The 14842-nt window shown below is 64.9% G+C and carries 12 protein-coding genes; 4 read left to right on the top strand and 8 right to left on the bottom strand.

What is annotated here, in order from left to right:
• Nucleotides 1-14: 14 nt before the first annotated feature.
• The 4 genes from IEI94_RS18245 to bioA all read right to left on the bottom strand — a co-directional run bounded on the left by IEI94_RS18245 (nucleotide 15) and on the right by bioA (nucleotide 4900).
• Nucleotides 15-1655 (bottom strand): UxaA family hydrolase, encoded by a 1641-nt coding sequence (locus IEI94_RS18245; protein ID WP_191168676.1) that lies wholly within the window; start codon nucleotides 1653-1655, stop codon nucleotides 15-17.
• Between the two features lie 14 nt (nucleotides 1656-1669).
• A complete protein-coding gene (locus IEI94_RS18240) occupies nucleotides 1670-2524 on the bottom strand; it encodes a fumarylacetoacetate hydrolase family protein (RefSeq protein ID WP_191168675.1) in 855 nt (284 codons plus the stop codon).
• Between the two features lie 41 nt (nucleotides 2525-2565).
• Nucleotides 2566-3318: an SDR family oxidoreductase gene (locus IEI94_RS18235; RefSeq protein ID WP_191168674.1), complete on the bottom strand. Its 753-nt coding sequence runs from the start codon at nucleotides 3316-3318 to the stop codon at nucleotides 2566-2568.
• Nucleotides 3319-3628: 310 nt separating this feature from the next.
• The gene (gene bioA / locus IEI94_RS18230; RefSeq protein WP_191168673.1) at nucleotides 3629-4900 is read right to left on the bottom strand and encodes an adenosylmethionine--8-amino-7-oxononanoate transaminase; all 1272 of its coding nucleotides are present in this window, start codon (nucleotides 4898-4900) and stop codon (nucleotides 3629-3631) included.
• A 291-nt stretch (nucleotides 4901-5191) separates the two neighbouring features.
• Here bioA and IEI94_RS18225 point away from each other — a divergent pair, with 291 nt between their 5' ends.
• Nucleotides 5192-5569, top strand: a complete 378-nt coding sequence (locus IEI94_RS18225) for a histone-like nucleoid-structuring protein, MvaT/MvaU family (protein WP_191168672.1) — start codon at nucleotides 5192-5194, stop codon at nucleotides 5567-5569.
• 121 nt (nucleotides 5570-5690) lie between these two features.
• On the opposite strand, the gene IEI94_RS18220 is transcribed toward IEI94_RS18225, so the two are convergent.
• From IEI94_RS18220 to speB, 4 genes are all read right to left on the bottom strand, one after another.
• Entirely contained in the window at nucleotides 5691-7136 is a 1446-nt protein-coding gene (locus IEI94_RS18220) for an aldehyde dehydrogenase family protein (RefSeq protein ID WP_191168671.1), read from the bottom strand.
• Nucleotides 7137-7580: 444 nt separating this feature from the next.
• Complete coding sequence (locus IEI94_RS18215) at nucleotides 7581-9197, bottom strand: 5-guanidino-2-oxopentanoate decarboxylase (protein ID WP_224750190.1); 1617 nt, start codon at nucleotides 9195-9197, stop codon at nucleotides 7581-7583.
• 10 nt (nucleotides 9198-9207) lie between these two features.
• Nucleotides 9208-10587: a YjiH family protein gene (locus tag IEI94_RS18210; protein ID WP_191168670.1), complete on the bottom strand. Its 1380-nt coding sequence runs from the start codon at nucleotides 10585-10587 to the stop codon at nucleotides 9208-9210.
• 56 nt (nucleotides 10588-10643) lie between these two features.
• A complete protein-coding gene (gene speB / locus IEI94_RS18205) occupies nucleotides 10644-11594 on the bottom strand; it encodes an agmatinase (protein ID WP_191168669.1) in 951 nt (316 codons plus the stop codon).
• Between the two features lie 803 nt (nucleotides 11595-12397).
• Between speB and IEI94_RS18200 the strand changes: the two genes are divergently transcribed.
• The 3 genes from IEI94_RS18200 (at nucleotide 12398) to IEI94_RS18190 (ending at nucleotide 14718) form a co-directional block, all read left to right on the top strand.
• On the top strand, nucleotides 12398-13837 hold the full coding sequence (locus IEI94_RS18200) for a sigma-54 interaction domain-containing protein (protein ID WP_191168668.1): 1440 nt from the start codon (nucleotides 12398-12400) through the stop codon (nucleotides 13835-13837).
• 11 nt (nucleotides 13838-13848) lie between these two features.
• On the top strand, nucleotides 13849-14136 hold the full coding sequence (locus IEI94_RS18195) for a hypothetical protein (RefSeq protein WP_191168667.1): 288 nt from the start codon (nucleotides 13849-13851) through the stop codon (nucleotides 14134-14136).
• A 102-nt stretch (nucleotides 14137-14238) separates the two neighbouring features.
• Nucleotides 14239-14718, top strand: a complete 480-nt coding sequence (locus IEI94_RS18190; protein ID WP_191168666.1) for a hypothetical protein — start codon at nucleotides 14239-14241, stop codon at nucleotides 14716-14718.
• Nucleotides 14719-14842 lie beyond the last annotated feature (124 nt).

Below are 14842 nucleotides of genomic sequence, written 5' to 3'. Positions count from 1 at the left end.
AGGGGCACAACTCCCTACAACGATACCCCACGCTTCCAGGGGATGAAGTCGTACTGGGTCAGGCGTACCGCCTTGGGCTGGTAGCGGCCGGAGGCGGCTTCGATGCAGAGCCTGAGCAGCTCATCGGCAAGCGCGTCGATCTGCGCCTCGCCGCGGATGATCGGTCCCGCGTCGAAGTCGATGACGTCACCCATGCGCGCCGCCAGCTCGCTGTTGCTGGCGATCTTCATCACCGGCGTGACCGGATTGCCGGTGGGGGTGCCAAGCCCGGTGGTAAAGAGGATCAGGTTGGCGCCGGAGCCGGCCAGCGCGGTGGTCGACTCAACGTCGTTGCCCGGCGAGCAGAGCAGGCTCAGTCCGGCCCGGGTGCGCGGTTCGGTGTAGTCGAGGACATCGACGATGGGGCTGTCGCCGCCTTTCTTGGCGGCGCCGGCGGACTTCATGGCATCGGTGATCAGCCCGTCGCGGATATTGCCCGGCGAGGGGTTCATCGAGAAGTCGGCGCCGACCCGCGAGGCGTGGCGCTGATAGGCGCTCATCAGATCCCGGAAGCGCTTGGCCACCGTATCGTCGGTGCAGCGTGCCACCAGTTCGTGCTCGACCCCGCACAGCTCGGGAAACTCGCTCAACATGCCGCTGCCGCCCAGCGCCACCAGCCGGTCCATCACCGCGCCCACCAGCGGGTTGGCGGAGAGTCCGGAGAAGCCGTCCGAGCCACCGCACTCGGCGCCCAGGGTCAGCGCCGAGAGCGGGGCCGGGGTGCGCGGCGTGCGATTGGCCTCGGCGAGGCCGTCGAAGATGGTGGTCAGCGCCTGGCGGATCAGCGCCTCTTCGCTGAGACTGGCCTGCTGCTCGAGGTAGTGGACCGGGCGCAGCCCCTGGGGATCACGGCTCGCCACGGCCTCCTTGATCATGTCGATCTGGGCCTTCTGGCAGCCCAGGCTGAGTACGGTGGCGCCGGCCACGTTGGGATGGCAGATATAGCCGGCCAGCAGCTGGCACAGCGCCTGGGCGTCGTCGTCGGTGCCGCCGCAGCCCAGGGTATGGGTCAGAAAGCGCACGCCGTCGACGTTGGGGAACAGCTGCTCGGCGTCGGCCTGCGGTGCCGCCTTGGCAGCATCGCCGTGCAGCAGCTGGCGGGCCATATGCTTGTAGTCGCGGTAGGGGTCTTCGCCCAGGGCGTCGGCCACGCACTGGCGCAGCACTTCGATATTGCGGTTCTCGCAGAACACCAGCGGCACCACCAGCCACAGGTTGGCGGTGCCGACGCTGCCATCGGCGCGCTGGTAGCCGTCGAAGGTCAGGTCCGCGAAGGCGCTTACATCCGGCGCCTGCCATTCGCCGCGGCGCGCCTGGGCCCTGCTGGAGGCGGTGCTGTGGGCGGTGTTCTCGGTGGTGATGGCGGCACCGGCGGCGATCGGCCGGGTGGCACGCCCCACGGTGACGCCGTACATGATCACGCTATCGCCCTCGGCGAGATCCGCCAGGGCAAACTTGTGCTTGTGGCGAATCGGCTCGACCAGGCGCAGCGTCTGGCCGCTGTCGTCGATCTCGCTGCCCGCGGCGAGATCCTTGAGCGCCACCCGCACGTTGTCGGCGGCGTGAACGCGTAGGCTGGTCAGACGGCCGGCGTCGCTGGCAAGGGGAGTGGTCATGGTCGGCTTCCTGCTCATCGCGGGTCGCCTTCGGCCACCACACGCTGCCGTTGTTCGCCGAGGCCGTCGATGCCCAGGCGCATGGTCTGGCCGGGGCGCAGGTAGACCTGGGGTTGCTGGCCCATGCCGACCCCGGGCGGGGTGCCGGTGGAGATCACGTCACCGGGTTGCAGGCTCATGAAGCGACTCAGGTAGCTGATCAGGTAGGGCACCTGATAGACCATGGTGTTGCTGTTGCCGTCCTGATAACGCTTACCATCGACCTCCAGCCATAGGGCCAGCTGATGCGGGTCGTCGATCTCGTCGGGGGTGACCAGCCATGGACCCAGGGGGCCGAAGGTGTCGCAGCCCTTGCCCTTGTCCCAGCTGCCGCTGCGCTCGAGCTGGAACTCTCGCTCGGAGACGTCGTTGATTACGCAGAACCCTGCCACATGCTGCATGGCGTCGGCCTCGTCGACGTAGCGCGCGGCCTTGCCGATGACGACTCCGAGCTCGACTTCCCAGTCGGTCTTGTGCGAGTTGCGGGGAATGATCACGTCGTCATTGGGGCCGCAGATGGCGCTGGTCCACTTGTTGAAGACCACCGGCTCGGGGGGCACCTCGGCGCCGGTTTCGGCGGCGTGGTCGGAGTAGTTGAGACCGATGCAGATGAACTTGCCGACCCCGGCCACGCAGGGCCCCAGGCGGGTATCGCCGGCGACCTCGGGCAGCTGGGCGAGGTCCAGTTCGGCGAGTTCGGCCAGCGCCTGGCGGTCGAGATGGACGCCACTCAGATCGGTAACGTGGGCCGACAGGTCACGAATCTTGCCCTGGGCGTCCAGGGCACCGGGTTTCTCCTGGCCGGGTGGGCCGAAGCGCAGCAGTTTCATGGATCTCTCCTTGCGATATATGACGGGGTGACGCGTCCGGCTCAGGTCAGCCAGCCGCCGTCGATGGTGTGGGTAGTGCCGGTGGTATAGCCGGACTCATCGGCGGCCAGGTAGCAGGCCAGGGCGGCGATCTCATCGGCTTGCCCGAGACGGCCCAGCGGCTGGCGGGCCTCGAACTCGGCGAAGACGCTGGCTTCGTCGCGGCCCTGATGCTCAGCCTGGTGGCGAATGCGCTGACGCAGCGACGGCGACTCCACGGTGCCGGGGCAGATCGCGTTGCAGCGAATGCCCTGGCCAATATAGTCGGCGGCGATCGACTTGGTCAGCCCGATCACCGCCGCCTTGCTGGCGCCGTAGGCGCAGCGGTTGGGCACGCCCTTGAGGCTCGAGGCCACCGAGGCCATATTGATCACGCTGCCGCCGCCCGATGCGATCATACGCGGCAGCAGCGCGCGGGTCAGATGAAACATGGCGGTCACATTGAGATCGAAGGAGCGCTGCCAGGCGCGCTCTTCGCACTCCAGCAAATTGCCGTCGGCCACGTAGCCAGCGCAGTTGAACAGCACATTGAGCCCCTCGATATCGGCGGCCAGGGCCGCAATCTCCTCGCTATCGGTGACATCCAGGCGGCGGGTCTCGATGCCGGGTGTGGCGTCCAGTGCGGCCAGGGCGTCGGCATCGATATCGGTGGCGATCACATGGGCACCTTCGGCGGCGAAGCGCAGCGCCGCTGCGCGGCCGATACCGTTGGCCGCAGCGGTGATAAGGGCAGTCTTGTTCTCCAGTCGTCGCATCGGCGTGTCCTTGTGTTTGTGGCTGGGCGACTACAATACTCGGCACTGATCCGCCGGCAGGCCTGCGAGGAGGCGCTGTGAACCCGTCCCTGGGCGCTACCTACGCCATCCATGGCGTAGAACCTCCTCTTCGACCTGCCGCCGGCGTCCCTCGCTAACAGCAGCTGCACTAGTTCTATCACTTAACTGGTATGATAGGATGCTAGCCTGATCGTTGGTTAGTATGGAACATCTCCCCATGCTTGCCAACCTGTGGCCGCCAGGCACAAAAAAGCGGCCCGCAGGCCGCGTGATGTGGCGTGTCTGGGGGTCAGCACTGCTTGACCCACGACACCATGCTGCCGGTAATCTGGCGAAGTTCCTCGGCGCTGGTGATATAGGCGGGCATGGTGTAAAGCCAGCGGCCGAACGGGCGCAGCCACACGCCCTGGCGGCGGGCGTGAGCTTGGGCGCCGATCAGGCTGGCGGGGTCGTGGAATTCGATAGCGGCGCAGGCGCCCAGCACCCGGACGTCGTTGACCGCGGGATGCTGCGCCACCGCATCACACATCAGCTCCTCGCGCAGCACGCCATTCAGATGGGCGATCTTGCCCAGGTAGTCCTCCTCCTCGAATACCGCGATGCTCTCCAGTGCCACCCGGCAGGCCAGCGGATTACCCATGAAGGTAGGGCCATGCATAAAGGCGTGGCCGTCGTCGTCGCTGAGAAAGGTGTCGTAGACCCTGGCGGTGGCCAGGGTCGCGGCGTGGCCCAGATAGCCGCCGGTGAGGCCCTTGGAGAGCACCATGATATCCGGCGTGACAGCGGCATGTTCGGCGGCAAACAGCTTGCCGGTTCGGCCGAAGCCGGTGGCGACCTCATCGAACACCAGCAGCACATCGAACTCGTCGCACAGCTCGCGGGCCGCGCGTACATAGTGTGGCGAGGTCATGTTGAGGCCACCGGCGGCCTGCAGCAGCGGCTCCATCAGCAGGGCGGCCACCTCATGGTGGCAGGCTTCGAGGGTCTTGCGCAGGGCGGCGATATCGGCTTCGACATCCTGCGCTGGCGCATCGAAGGGCGCTGTGGGGGCCGGCGCGAAATGGTGGCGTGGCAGTAGCCCGGCAAACAGCGAGTGCATGCCCTCTTCGGGATCGCACACCGCCATGCAGCCGCTGGTATCGCCGTGATAGGCGCGCATTAAAGAGAGCATGCGGTGCTTCTCGGGATGGCCGCGCAGCACCTGATACTGCACGGCCATCTTCATGGCCACTTCCATACCTACCGAGCCGCTATCCGAAAAGAAGACGTGATCGAGCCCCGGGGGTGTGATGCGCACCAGAGTGTCGGCAAGCTCAATGGCAGGGGCATGGGAGAGCCCCCCGAGCATGACGTGGCAGAGCGTATCGGCCTGTTGCTGAATGGCCGACACCAAGCGTGGGTGGCCATAGCCATGAATCATGCACCACCAGGAGCAGGTGGCATCGAGCAGCCGCTCGCCCCCGGCGAGTTCGATAACGGCGCCCTGGCCGCCGACCACGTCGAGGGGGGCAGGCTGGGTTTGCATCTGAGCGTAGGGGTGCCAAAGGGCGTGTGAGGGCATGAGCTAACCTGGTGGAGTCTTGTAAACCTGTGATTCAAGGAAGGTTAACAAAGCGCAGGCAGTGCTTCCAGCGACGCGTCATTCGGGCTAATCATCAATAGGCGCCGACTGCAAACCGGCGTATGGCGCTTTTAAACAATAAACACTGTTATCGGCAGGAGGGAGTCGCCGGTTAGCATTAACTTGTGCATGCCCAATAATATCGCTACGATATTGAAACTTCGCGTCGATTGCGGTAATAATGCGCCTGCATCCCGCATACCTGACATCTGTTAAAGAAAAGGAAACGTAATGTCCCTGCTTAGCGCCTACATGCAGAAAGAGCAACTCCTCAAGCAGCTCACCGAAGAACTGCATAACATGGAGAGCGATCAGCGCCTCAAGGCCGAGCTTGAGTTCAAGGAAAAGCTCGAAGCGCTGATGAAAGAGTTCGACAAGTCGGCCGCCGATGTGATCGACCTGCTCGATCCCAAGCCGGCCAACAAGTCCGCCGCCAAGGCGCCGACCGCCGCCGGTGGCCGCCGCAAGCGCAAGCTCAAGATCTACAAGAACCCCAACACCGGTGAAGTCGTCGAGACTCGTGGCGGCAACCAGAAGACCCTCAAGGCGTGGAAAGACGAGTTTGGCGGCGATACCGTCGAATCTTGGCTGGTACGCATCGAAGAGTGATGCCGCACGCAGTATTGGTAGCTAGTAGTGGCAGATCTTACTGGTAGAGAGTGCTGGTAAGATTCTGTCAAGAAGGCCGCGCAAATTGCGCGGCCTTTTGCTTGATGGGTCTTGCAGTGCTCTATTCGGGGCCGACAATGTGCTTGACTTCAAGGTAGGCGGCTAGCCCCCAGGGGCCGAGTTCACGACCGATACCGCTACGTTTGAAACCTCCCCAGCCGGTTTGTGGCAATACCAACTGTTCGCTATTGAACCAGATGCTACCGGCGCGAAGTTGACGTCCTACGCGCTTGGCGCGTGCCGGATCATCGCTGATTACCGTGGCGGCCAGGCCGAAGTCGCTGGCGTTGGCCAGCTCGATGGCCTCGGCTTCGCTTGTCGCCGAGCGGCCACAGAGCACCGGTCCGAAGATCTCCTCCTGCCACAGGTGACTGCAGGTGGGCACGTCGCGATAGAGCGTCGGCGCCAGGAAGTACCCCTGGGTGGGCAGCTCGCGGTGCCGCGCATCGCGTACCACCGTGAGCCCCTCGCGTTCGGCTATCGTCAGGTAGGTCTCTACGGCCTCGCGCTGGCGGGCGCTGGTCAGCGGTCCCATGTCGCTGTTTTCATCGAGCGGGTCGCCGAGCCGGAGGGCGTCGATACGGCTGGCCAGGGCAGCGTAGACCGCATCGGCCAGCGAGGCGTCAACGATCAACCGCGACGTCGCCGAGCAGATCTGTCCGGCGTTGAAGTAGATGCCTGCCATGATCCAGTCGGCGGCCTGTTCGGGGTCGGCGTCGTCGAGTACCAGGATCGGCGATTTGCCGCCGAGCTCCAGGGATACGCCGCGGGAGCCCTCGCTGGCGGCGCGCATCACCGCCTCACCGACCCGGTTGCTGCCGGTGAACGAGACCTTGTCGATCCCGGTGTGGGCGGCGAGGGGCGCGCCGATACCCTGGCCATCGCCGTGCAGCAGGTTGAGCACGCCGGCGGGCAGGTCGATCTCGGTGGCGATCTCGGCCAGCGCCTGCTCCGGCAACGGCGTGACCTCGGAGGGCTTGAGCACCGCGGTGCAGCCGGCGGCCAGGGCCGGGGCCAGCTTCCAGGCGCTGGTCACCAGCGGAAAATTCCACGGCGTGATCAGGCCGACCACACCGGTCGCGTCGAAGTAGCAGCGTGCCTCGACACCCTCCATCTCCAGTGCGACCAGCTGGCCCTGGCGCTCGTCAAGCGCGCGTGCCTGGTCGGCGTAGTAGCGGTAGCAGGCGATGGCGTCGTCGAGGTCGATGCCGGCCTCGGCCAGCACCTTGCCGTTATTGGTGCAAGAGAGCCGAATCAGCTCCTCGCGGCGCCGGGTCAGAGCATCGGCAAAGCCGTCCAGATAGGCGCCGCGCTGGGCACCGCTCAGCGCCTGCCAGGCGGGCAGGGCGCGCCTGGCCGCCGCCACTGCGTCGTCGACATCCGCCGGGTCACCGGCGGTGACCTCGGCGATAACCTGCTCGCGGTAGGGGTCGCTCACCGGCAGCCAGCGGGTGCCACGGCTGGCCACCCAGCGCCCATCGATATAGTGCTGGTCGAGTCGTTGCACGTAAAAATCTCCTGTATTTGCCTTGGCGCCACTCCCAGTGTGGGAGCGGTTTCAACCGCGATTGCAGCGCGCAGCGCTGCCAGATAACCCATCGCGAATAAATTCGCTCCTGCATTGGCCTTGGCGCCGCACCCAGTGTGGGAGCGGTTTTAACCGCGATTGCAGCGCGCAGCGCTGCTGGATACCCCATCGCGAATAAATTCGCTCCTACATTGGCCTTGGTGCCGCACCCAGTGTGGGAGCGGTTTCAACCGCGATGCAGCGCGCAGCGCTGCCGGTTAACCCCATCGCGAATAAATTCGCTCCTACTTTTGCCTTGGCGCCGCCCCTAGTGTGGGAGCGGTTTCAACCGCGATTGCAGCGCGCAGCGCTGCTTGGTAACCCCATCGCGAATAAATTCGCTCCTACATTGGCCTTGGCGCCACTCCCATTGTGGGGGCGGCGTCAGTTGCAATGGGTGTGCCAAGCCTCGGCGCCAATTTCGATCAGGAAAGGCCCGTCCAGCGGCCGCGACGCCAATGCCTCATTGAGGCTCGCGGGGTCGTCGACGTGGGTAGCTACGCAGCCGAAGCCGCGTGCCAGGGCCAGGAAGTCCGGCGGCAGGATGTCCACGCCGAGCCGCTCCACGCCGTGGGCGTCCATATAGCGGCGAATCTCTTCGTAGCCGGCGTTATGCCACAGCAGGACGATCACCGGCAGGCGCTCCTCCACGGCGGTGGCCAGTTCCGACAGAGTGAACATCACCCCACCGTCGCCGACCAGTGCCACCACCGGCAGGTCGGGGCGCGCCAGCTGCGCGCCGAGCGCCGCCGGTAGGCCATAGCCGAGGGTGCCATAGCCGGTGGAGGCGTTGAAGTAGCGCCGAGGTGCCGGCTGCGAGACCAGATGATTGCCGGCATAGACCGGGGCCGTGGAGTCGCCGACCAGGATCGCTTCTGGCAGCTGCTCGGCCAGGGTGGCATAGAAGGGCACGAAGTCGACGAAGGCCGGATCCTGGGCCAGGCCGAGTGCGGCATGCGCAGCCGCCGTGCGTGCCGCGCCGTCGCGGAACATGGGGGCCGGAAAGTGCTCGAGCAGCAGCGCCAGGCTGCGTCCGGCGTCTGCAACCAGCCCCAGCGACAGGCGCTGATTGCGCACCAGCTGCTCGGGATCGAGGTCGATGCGAATCAAGGTGCCGGCCAGCGCGAAGCCGTCGTCGAACACCACGTCGTAGTCGGTCTCGCCGAGCTCGGTGCCCACCGCCAGGATCACATCGGCGTTGCGGGCCAGCTCACGCACCGCCGGCAGGGCGGCATTGGCGCCCAGGTCCAGCGGGTGGTGGCGCCCCAGCAGCCCCTTGGCGTTGATGGTGGTCACGGTGGGGGCATCGAGGCGCTCGACCAGAGCGCGGGCTGCCTCGGGGGCATCCACGCAGCCGCCGCCGAGCAGCACCAGTGGCCGCTCGGCGCTGCGCAGCCAGCTGGCCGCCTGGGCCAGGCCCTCGGGGTCGGGTGCCGCGCGGTAGAAGGCCGGCGGCTGCCAGGACACAGGCGTCGTCACTGGCGCCTTGAACAGGTCGATGGGGATCTCGATATGCACCGGCCCTGGCCGCGACCCGCGGAACACCGCAAAGGCCCGCGCCAGCACTTCCGGCAGCGCCTCGGGATCCAGCAGGGTGTGGCTGAAACGCGCCACGCCGCTGATCATCTGCTGCTGGCTAGGCAGCTCATGCAGCCGACCCTGGCCGCGACCCAGGGTGTCGCGGCGGTTGACGCTGGAGATCACCAGCATCGGTACCGAGTCGGCCAGCGCCTGGCCCATGGCGGTGGCGATATTGGTCATACCCGGCCCGGTGATGATCAGGCACACCCCGGGCTTGCCGCTGGCGCGGGCGTAGCCATCGGCCATGAAGCCGGCACCCTGCTCGTGGCGCGGCGTGACGTGCTGCACGCCGCTGCCCTCGAGGCCGCGGTAGAGCTCCACGGTGTGCACGCCGGGGATCCCGAACAGGGTATCGACCCCGTAGGTATCGCGGAGCAGGCGAATCAGCAGCTCGGCGCAGGTCATGGAGGTGTCGCTCATTGCGTATGCCTCAGAAGAAGAAGGTGTGGGCCATGAAGGCGATGATCGGCAGGGTGATCGCGGTGCGCAGCAGGAAGATCACCAGCAGTTCCCACAGCTTGAGCGGGATCTTCGACTTGAGGATCAGCGCGCCGATCTCCGACATGTAGATCAGCTGGGTCAGCGACAGGCAGGCGATCACGAAGCGGGTCAGCTCGCTCTCGATATTGGTCGCCAGTACCGCCGGCAGGAACATGTCGGCGAAGCCCACCAGGGTCGCCGGCGCGGCGGCCTCGGCCTCAGGAATGCGCAGCAGTTCGAGCACCGGCACCATCGGATAGGAGAGCCAGGTGAACAGCGGCGTGAACTCGGCAAGGATCAGTGCCACGGTGCCGATCGCCATCACCAGCGGCAGCAGCGCCAGGAAGATATCGGCGACGTTGAACAGCGCGTTACGCACCAGCTCGCGGGGGCCGGGTGCGGTCTCGGCGCGCTTCACCGCCATGGTCAGGCTATAGCGGAACACGCCCATGTCCTCGGTGCGCTTCTCCTTCAGCTGGCAGCCCACCGGCTCGTAGTAGGTGTCCGGCTTGCGCGACAGCGGCGGCAGGCGCGGCACCACGACGGCGGCGATCAGCCCCGAGACCACCACCGTGAAGTAGAACTGCACGAACATGTGGTTGAGGTCGACGAAGCTGGTGATCAGCAGGCTGAAGGCGATCGAGACGATGGAGAAGTTGGTGGCGATCACCGCCGCCTCGCGGCGGTTATAGAAGCCTTTTTCATACTGCTGGGTGGTGATCAGCACGCCCACCGTGCCGGAGCCCATCCACGAGGCGGTGGCATCGATGGCGCTGCGCCCGGGCAGGCGGAAGATGACCCGGAATGGCTTGCGCACCAGGCTACCGATGAACTCCATGAAACCGAAGTCGACCAGAAACGGCAGCAGGATGGCGGCGAAGAAGAAGAAGGTCAGCAGCACCGGCGCCAGGTCATTGAGCATTACCCCGCCGGTGAAAGAGGCGGTAACGAACTCGGGACCGAACTGAAACAGCACCATCAGCGCGAAGGCCGCGCCCAGGATGCGCATGCCGAACCACACCGGGCCGACATCGAACATCTCCTTGAACACGCCCTCGGCGGCGAAGGCCGGCTTGGCGACCTTGACCCAGGCCGTCAGCACCACCGACAGACACAGCACCACGGTGGCGATGGCCGGCAGTGATCCGCCCAGCAGCGTCTGCAGGCTTTCGGCCATCAGGCCCATGCCGATATTGATGGTATCGCCGACCTGGAAAGGGATCAGGAACAGACTGACGCCGATCAGCGAGGGGATCAGGAATTTCAGCAGGTTGCCACGGTCAAGCGGCGCGCGTGGCGCCACCTCTTGCGTCGTGTCGGAAGAGGGCATGAGGTCATCCTCGTTGTTGTCGTCGGGGAGTGGTTATCGGGGATAGAAGGACGTGATCAGTCCTGATGCTTGACGCCGGGTAATGCACACAGCATCTCATAGAGTAGCGTGGCGCCCATCAGCGCGGTGTTGCCGCTGGTGTCGTAGGGCGGTGATACCTCGACCAGGTCGCCGCCGACGATATTCAGGCCGGCTGCGCCGCGCACCAGCTCCAGGCCCTGGGTGGAGGTCAGGCCGCCCATCTCCACGGTGCCGGTGCCGGGGGCCACCGAAGGGTCGAGACCGTCGATATCGAAAGTGATGTAGACCGGGGTATCGCCCATCTGTTCGCGCACCTCCGCCATCAGCGGGGCCAGCGATTTGTACCAGCACTCCTCGGCGGTCACCACGCGGAAGCCCTGGTCGCGGCACCAGTCGAAGTCCTCGGCGGCATAGCCGGTACCGCGCAGACCGATCTGCGCGACCTTGCCATGGGCCAGCAGGCCCTCCTCCTGGGCGCGGCGGAAGGGGGTGCCGTGGGCGATGGGCTCGCCGAACATATGCTCGTTGACGTCGGCATGGGCGTCGATATGGATCAGCCCCACTGGGCCATGCTTCTTGGCCATGGCGCGCAGGATCGGCAGGGTGATGACATGATCGCCGCCCAGCGTCAGCGGCTTGCAGTCGTGGCTCAGCACCTCGTCGTAGAATGCGGTGATGATGTCGACGCTCTTGGGCAGGTGGAAGGTGTTGATCGGCACGTCGCCGATATCGGCCACCTGCAGGCTGTCGAAGGGCGCGGCGCGGGTGGCCATGTTGTAGGGGCGCAGCATGCGCGACTCATCGCGGATCTGGCGTGGACCCAGGCGCGTGCCAGGGCGGTTGGAGGTGGCGATATCTAGCGGCACGCCGACGAAGGCCACATCGAGACCGGCGGCAGTGTCCTGAGTGGGCAGGCGCATCATGGTGGCCGGGCCGGCGAAGCGCGGCATCTCGTTGCCGCCCAGCGGCTGGTTGAACTCGCTCATCGTGCTCTCCTTATTTGTTTGTCCTGCCCCTATGGGAGCAACCCTATGTATGAGTGGCTCCTGTGGGAGCGACTTCAGTCGCGATGCAGCGCGCAGCGCTGCCGGATAACCCCATCGCGAATAAATTCGCTCCCACTTTTGCCTTGGCGCTGCTCTCACTGTGGGAGCGGTTTCAACCGCGATGCAGCGCGCAGCGCTGCCGGGAACCCCCATCGCGAATAAATTCGCTCCTACATTGGCCTTGGCGCTGCTCTCACTGTGGGAGCGACTTCAGTCGCGATTGCAGCGCGCAGCGCTGCCGGATACCCCATCGCGAATAAATTCGCTCCTACATTGGCCTTGGCGCTGCTCTCACTGTGGGAGCGACTTCAGTCGCGATGCAGCGCGCAGCGCTGCCGGGAACCCACATCGCTAATAAATTCGCTCCTACATTGGCCTTGGCGCTGCTCTCACTGTGGGAGCGACTTCAGTCGCGATTGCAGCGCGCAGCGCTGCCGAATAACCCCATCGCGAATAAATTCGCTCCTACATTGGCCTTGGCGCCAGCGTTACTCCTGTGGGAGCGACTTCAGTCGCGATTGCAGCGCGCAGCGCTGCCAGATAACCCATCGCGAATAAATTCGCTCCTACCCCATACCTCTGCACATTGCGTGCCAAGTTTACGCGGCTGTTTTATAGGTCGTTTCCGGCATCGTGATGCGTTTTTACATCATTGCGCCGCCGAAACGATTTATTAATGCATCAATGATGCGATAATGTATCGCCATGACCACCATGCCCTTGGCAACATGGAAGCCTGACCCATGAGCGATATCGACAGCCGGGTGCTGGCCACTATCGTCGAGACAGCCAGCGACCACTTCTTCATCGTAGACGGTGAGGGACAGGTGCTGGACGTCAGTCCCGGTGCAGCGGCGGTGTATGGCATGAGCCGCGAGGCGTTGTGCCGCACAACGGTTCAGACGCTGGAGGCCGAGGGCGTACTCAAGCCGTCGGTAAGCCTCGAGGTCATGCGCACCGGCGAGCCCGCCCAGCTGATGCAGCAGACCGCGACCGGGCGGCGGGTGATCGCCCAGGCGCACCCGGTATATCTCGGCGGCAAGCTGGCGCGGGTGGTCAGCCGCTCCATGGATCTCACCGACCTGCAGCTGCTCCAGGACGAATATACGCTGCTGCAGCAGCGCTTCAGCGACCATCTCAAGCGCAGCGGCGGCGGCTCGATCGGCGACGACCTGGAGCTCGATAGTCTCGAGGTGCGCAGCGGCGTGATGCGCGAGATCGCCACGCTGCTCAAGCGCGTGGCGCCCACCGATGCCACCGTGCTACTGCTCGGCGAGTCGGGAGTCGGCAAGACCGCCTTCGCGCGCCAGCTGCACCGCTGGAGCCAGCGCGGCGACGGCCCCTTCATCGACGTCAACTGCGCCTCCATTCCCGAGAGCCTGTTCGAGTCCGAGATGTTCGGCTATCAGCCCGGCGCCTTCAGTGGTGCCACCCGGCAGGGCCGCGCCGGTCTGCTGGAACAGGCCGACGGCGGCACGCTGTTTCTCGACGAGATCGGCGAACTGCCGCTGGCCATGCAGACCAAGCTGCTCAAGGTGATCCAGGACGGCAGCCTGACGCGGCTCGGCGACACCCGGCCGCGGCGGGTAGACTTCCGGTTGGTGGTGGCCACCAACCAGGACCTCGCTCAGCGAGTGGAGCGGGGCGGCTTTCGTCTCGATCTCTACTACCGCGTCAATGTGATCCCAGTCACGCTGCCGCCGCTGCGCGAGCGGCGAGAGGACATCCGCGTACTCGCCGAACTGCAGCTTTCACGACTCAATCAGCGCTACGGCGGTAACAAGTTGCTGCATGCCAGCCTGTGGTCGCAGTTGATGGCGCGCGACTGGCCGGGTAACGTACGTGAGCTCGAGAACACCCTGGAGCGTGCCTGGCTCTCGTCGCCCGGTGACTTGATCGAGGCCGAGGCCGCACATCTCGGGCCGGAGAGGTTCGCCGCCGGCCAGGAACGCGGTATACTGGTTGGTGATCGCTCACCCGGTACGCCTGCAACTGGCGACACGTTGTTGCCCGAGGGGCAGACCCTCAAGCAGGCACTGGCAACGGTCGAGCGCGATATGCTTGCGTCTCTTTGCCGCCACTATCCGAGTACCTATGCCATGGCCAGACGGTTGGGCATCAGCCAACCCAGTGTCGTGCGCAAGCTCAACAAGTATGGTTTGACGATCAATAACGAGAGATAAGTCACTCACGAATGCGATACGAAAAACGCCCCAAACAGATGGACGAGCGCGACAAGCTTCGCAAGTTTCGCGAACTCGACGACGCCTTTGCCGATGCCCTGGCCGCCCTGGACAAGGGCGAGGTGCCCCGCGACATGCCCAGGGTAATGAGCGCCGAAGCCCGCCGCGAAGCGCAGCAGCGCGACGAGCAGGAGCTCTTCGAACGGCGCGTCAGTGCCCTGATGGAGGAGTATCAGCAGTCCAGCGAATCGGTCAGCCTGCTGATGCGCACCATGCTGGCGTTAGGCAAGATCGCCTGATCTTGCCGGAAATCCAAGTTACATAACGAAACATTGCCCGGTTCCCAAGCGGGGGGAAAACGCGTTAGGGTCGCTATATCACTGTATTCACACGGAGATTATATGACCTTTGCAAAGCGCCTCGCCGTTCCGATGTTTGCTGCCCTGGTAGCAACACCGGCCATCGCACAGGACATGGGGCAGGGAATGGCGCCACAGCAAGCGGCACCGACCCCGGAAGAGCAGGTCGCTCAGCTGGATGAAATGGTGGGTCTGGATCAGGCGCAGCAGGATCAGATCGTCGGTTACCTCACCGAGCTTCAGGAGGGTGTGGGTCAGCGCCAGGAAGAGGTTCAGGCACTGGAGCAGCAGCTACTGGAACACTCCGGCCCCGACTACGATGAGAACGCCATCCGTCAGACCGCCACGCAGCTCGGCGACGCCACTGCCGAGATCGCCGCTGACAGCGTCATTCTGCAATCGCAGATTGAATCAGCTCTGACCCAGGAACAGCGTGACGCTCTCGACGACGCAGCGCGCCAGCAGGAAGAGCAGATGCGTCAGATGCAGGAGCAGATGCAGCAAGAGCAAGCTCCGCAATAAGCAACGGCGACAGTGCAGCCGTGACCGTTTGACGGGATCACGGCAAGCGCCACGAGGCGGCTTCCCTTATCGGAAGCCGCCTTTCTTTTGTGCGCAGACGGCCTGGCGGCAGACGGTGAGATTG

Source organism: Halomonas sp. ML-15 (assembly GCF_014779595.1).
Taxonomy (GTDB): Bacteria; Pseudomonadota; Gammaproteobacteria; order Pseudomonadales; family Halomonadaceae; genus Franzmannia.
The sequence above is the reverse complement of the archived record's forward strand: the minus strand, read 5'-3'. Positions and strand labels throughout refer to the sequence as shown.

Excerpts from the sequence above, each read along its gene's own strand:
- IEI94_RS18245 (WP_191168676.1), bottom strand. The coding sequence starts at position 1,655 with ATGACCACTCCCCTTGCCAGCGACGCCGGCCGTCTGACCAGCCTACGC.
- IEI94_RS18240 (WP_191168675.1), bottom strand. The coding sequence starts at position 2,524 with ATGAAACTGCTGCGCTTCGGCCCACCCGGCCAGGAGAAACCCGGTGCC.
- IEI94_RS18235 (WP_191168674.1), bottom strand. The coding sequence starts at position 3,318 with ATGCGACGACTGGAGAACAAGACTGCCCTTATCACCGCTGCGGCCAAC.
- bioA (WP_191168673.1), bottom strand. The coding sequence starts at position 4,900 with ATGCCCTCACACGCCCTTTGGCACCCCTACGCTCAGATGCAAACCCAG.
- IEI94_RS18225 (WP_191168672.1), top strand. The coding sequence starts at position 5,192 with ATGTCCCTGCTTAGCGCCTACATGCAGAAAGAGCAACTCCTCAAGCAG.
- IEI94_RS18215 (WP_224750190.1), bottom strand. The coding sequence starts at position 9,197 with ATGAGCGACACCTCCATGACCTGCGCCGAGCTGCTGATTCGCCTGCTC.
- IEI94_RS18210 (WP_191168670.1), bottom strand. The coding sequence starts at position 10,587 with ATGCCCTCTTCCGACACGACGCAAGAGGTGGCGCCACGCGCGCCGCTT.
- speB (WP_191168669.1), bottom strand. The coding sequence starts at position 11,594 with ATGAGCGAGTTCAACCAGCCGCTGGGCGGCAACGAGATGCCGCGCTTC.
- IEI94_RS18200 (WP_191168668.1), top strand. The coding sequence starts at position 12,398 with ATGAGCGATATCGACAGCCGGGTGCTGGCCACTATCGTCGAGACAGCC.
- IEI94_RS18195 (WP_191168667.1), top strand. The coding sequence starts at position 13,849 with ATGCGATACGAAAAACGCCCCAAACAGATGGACGAGCGCGACAAGCTT.
- IEI94_RS18190 (WP_191168666.1), top strand. The coding sequence starts at position 14,239 with ATGACCTTTGCAAAGCGCCTCGCCGTTCCGATGTTTGCTGCCCTGGTA.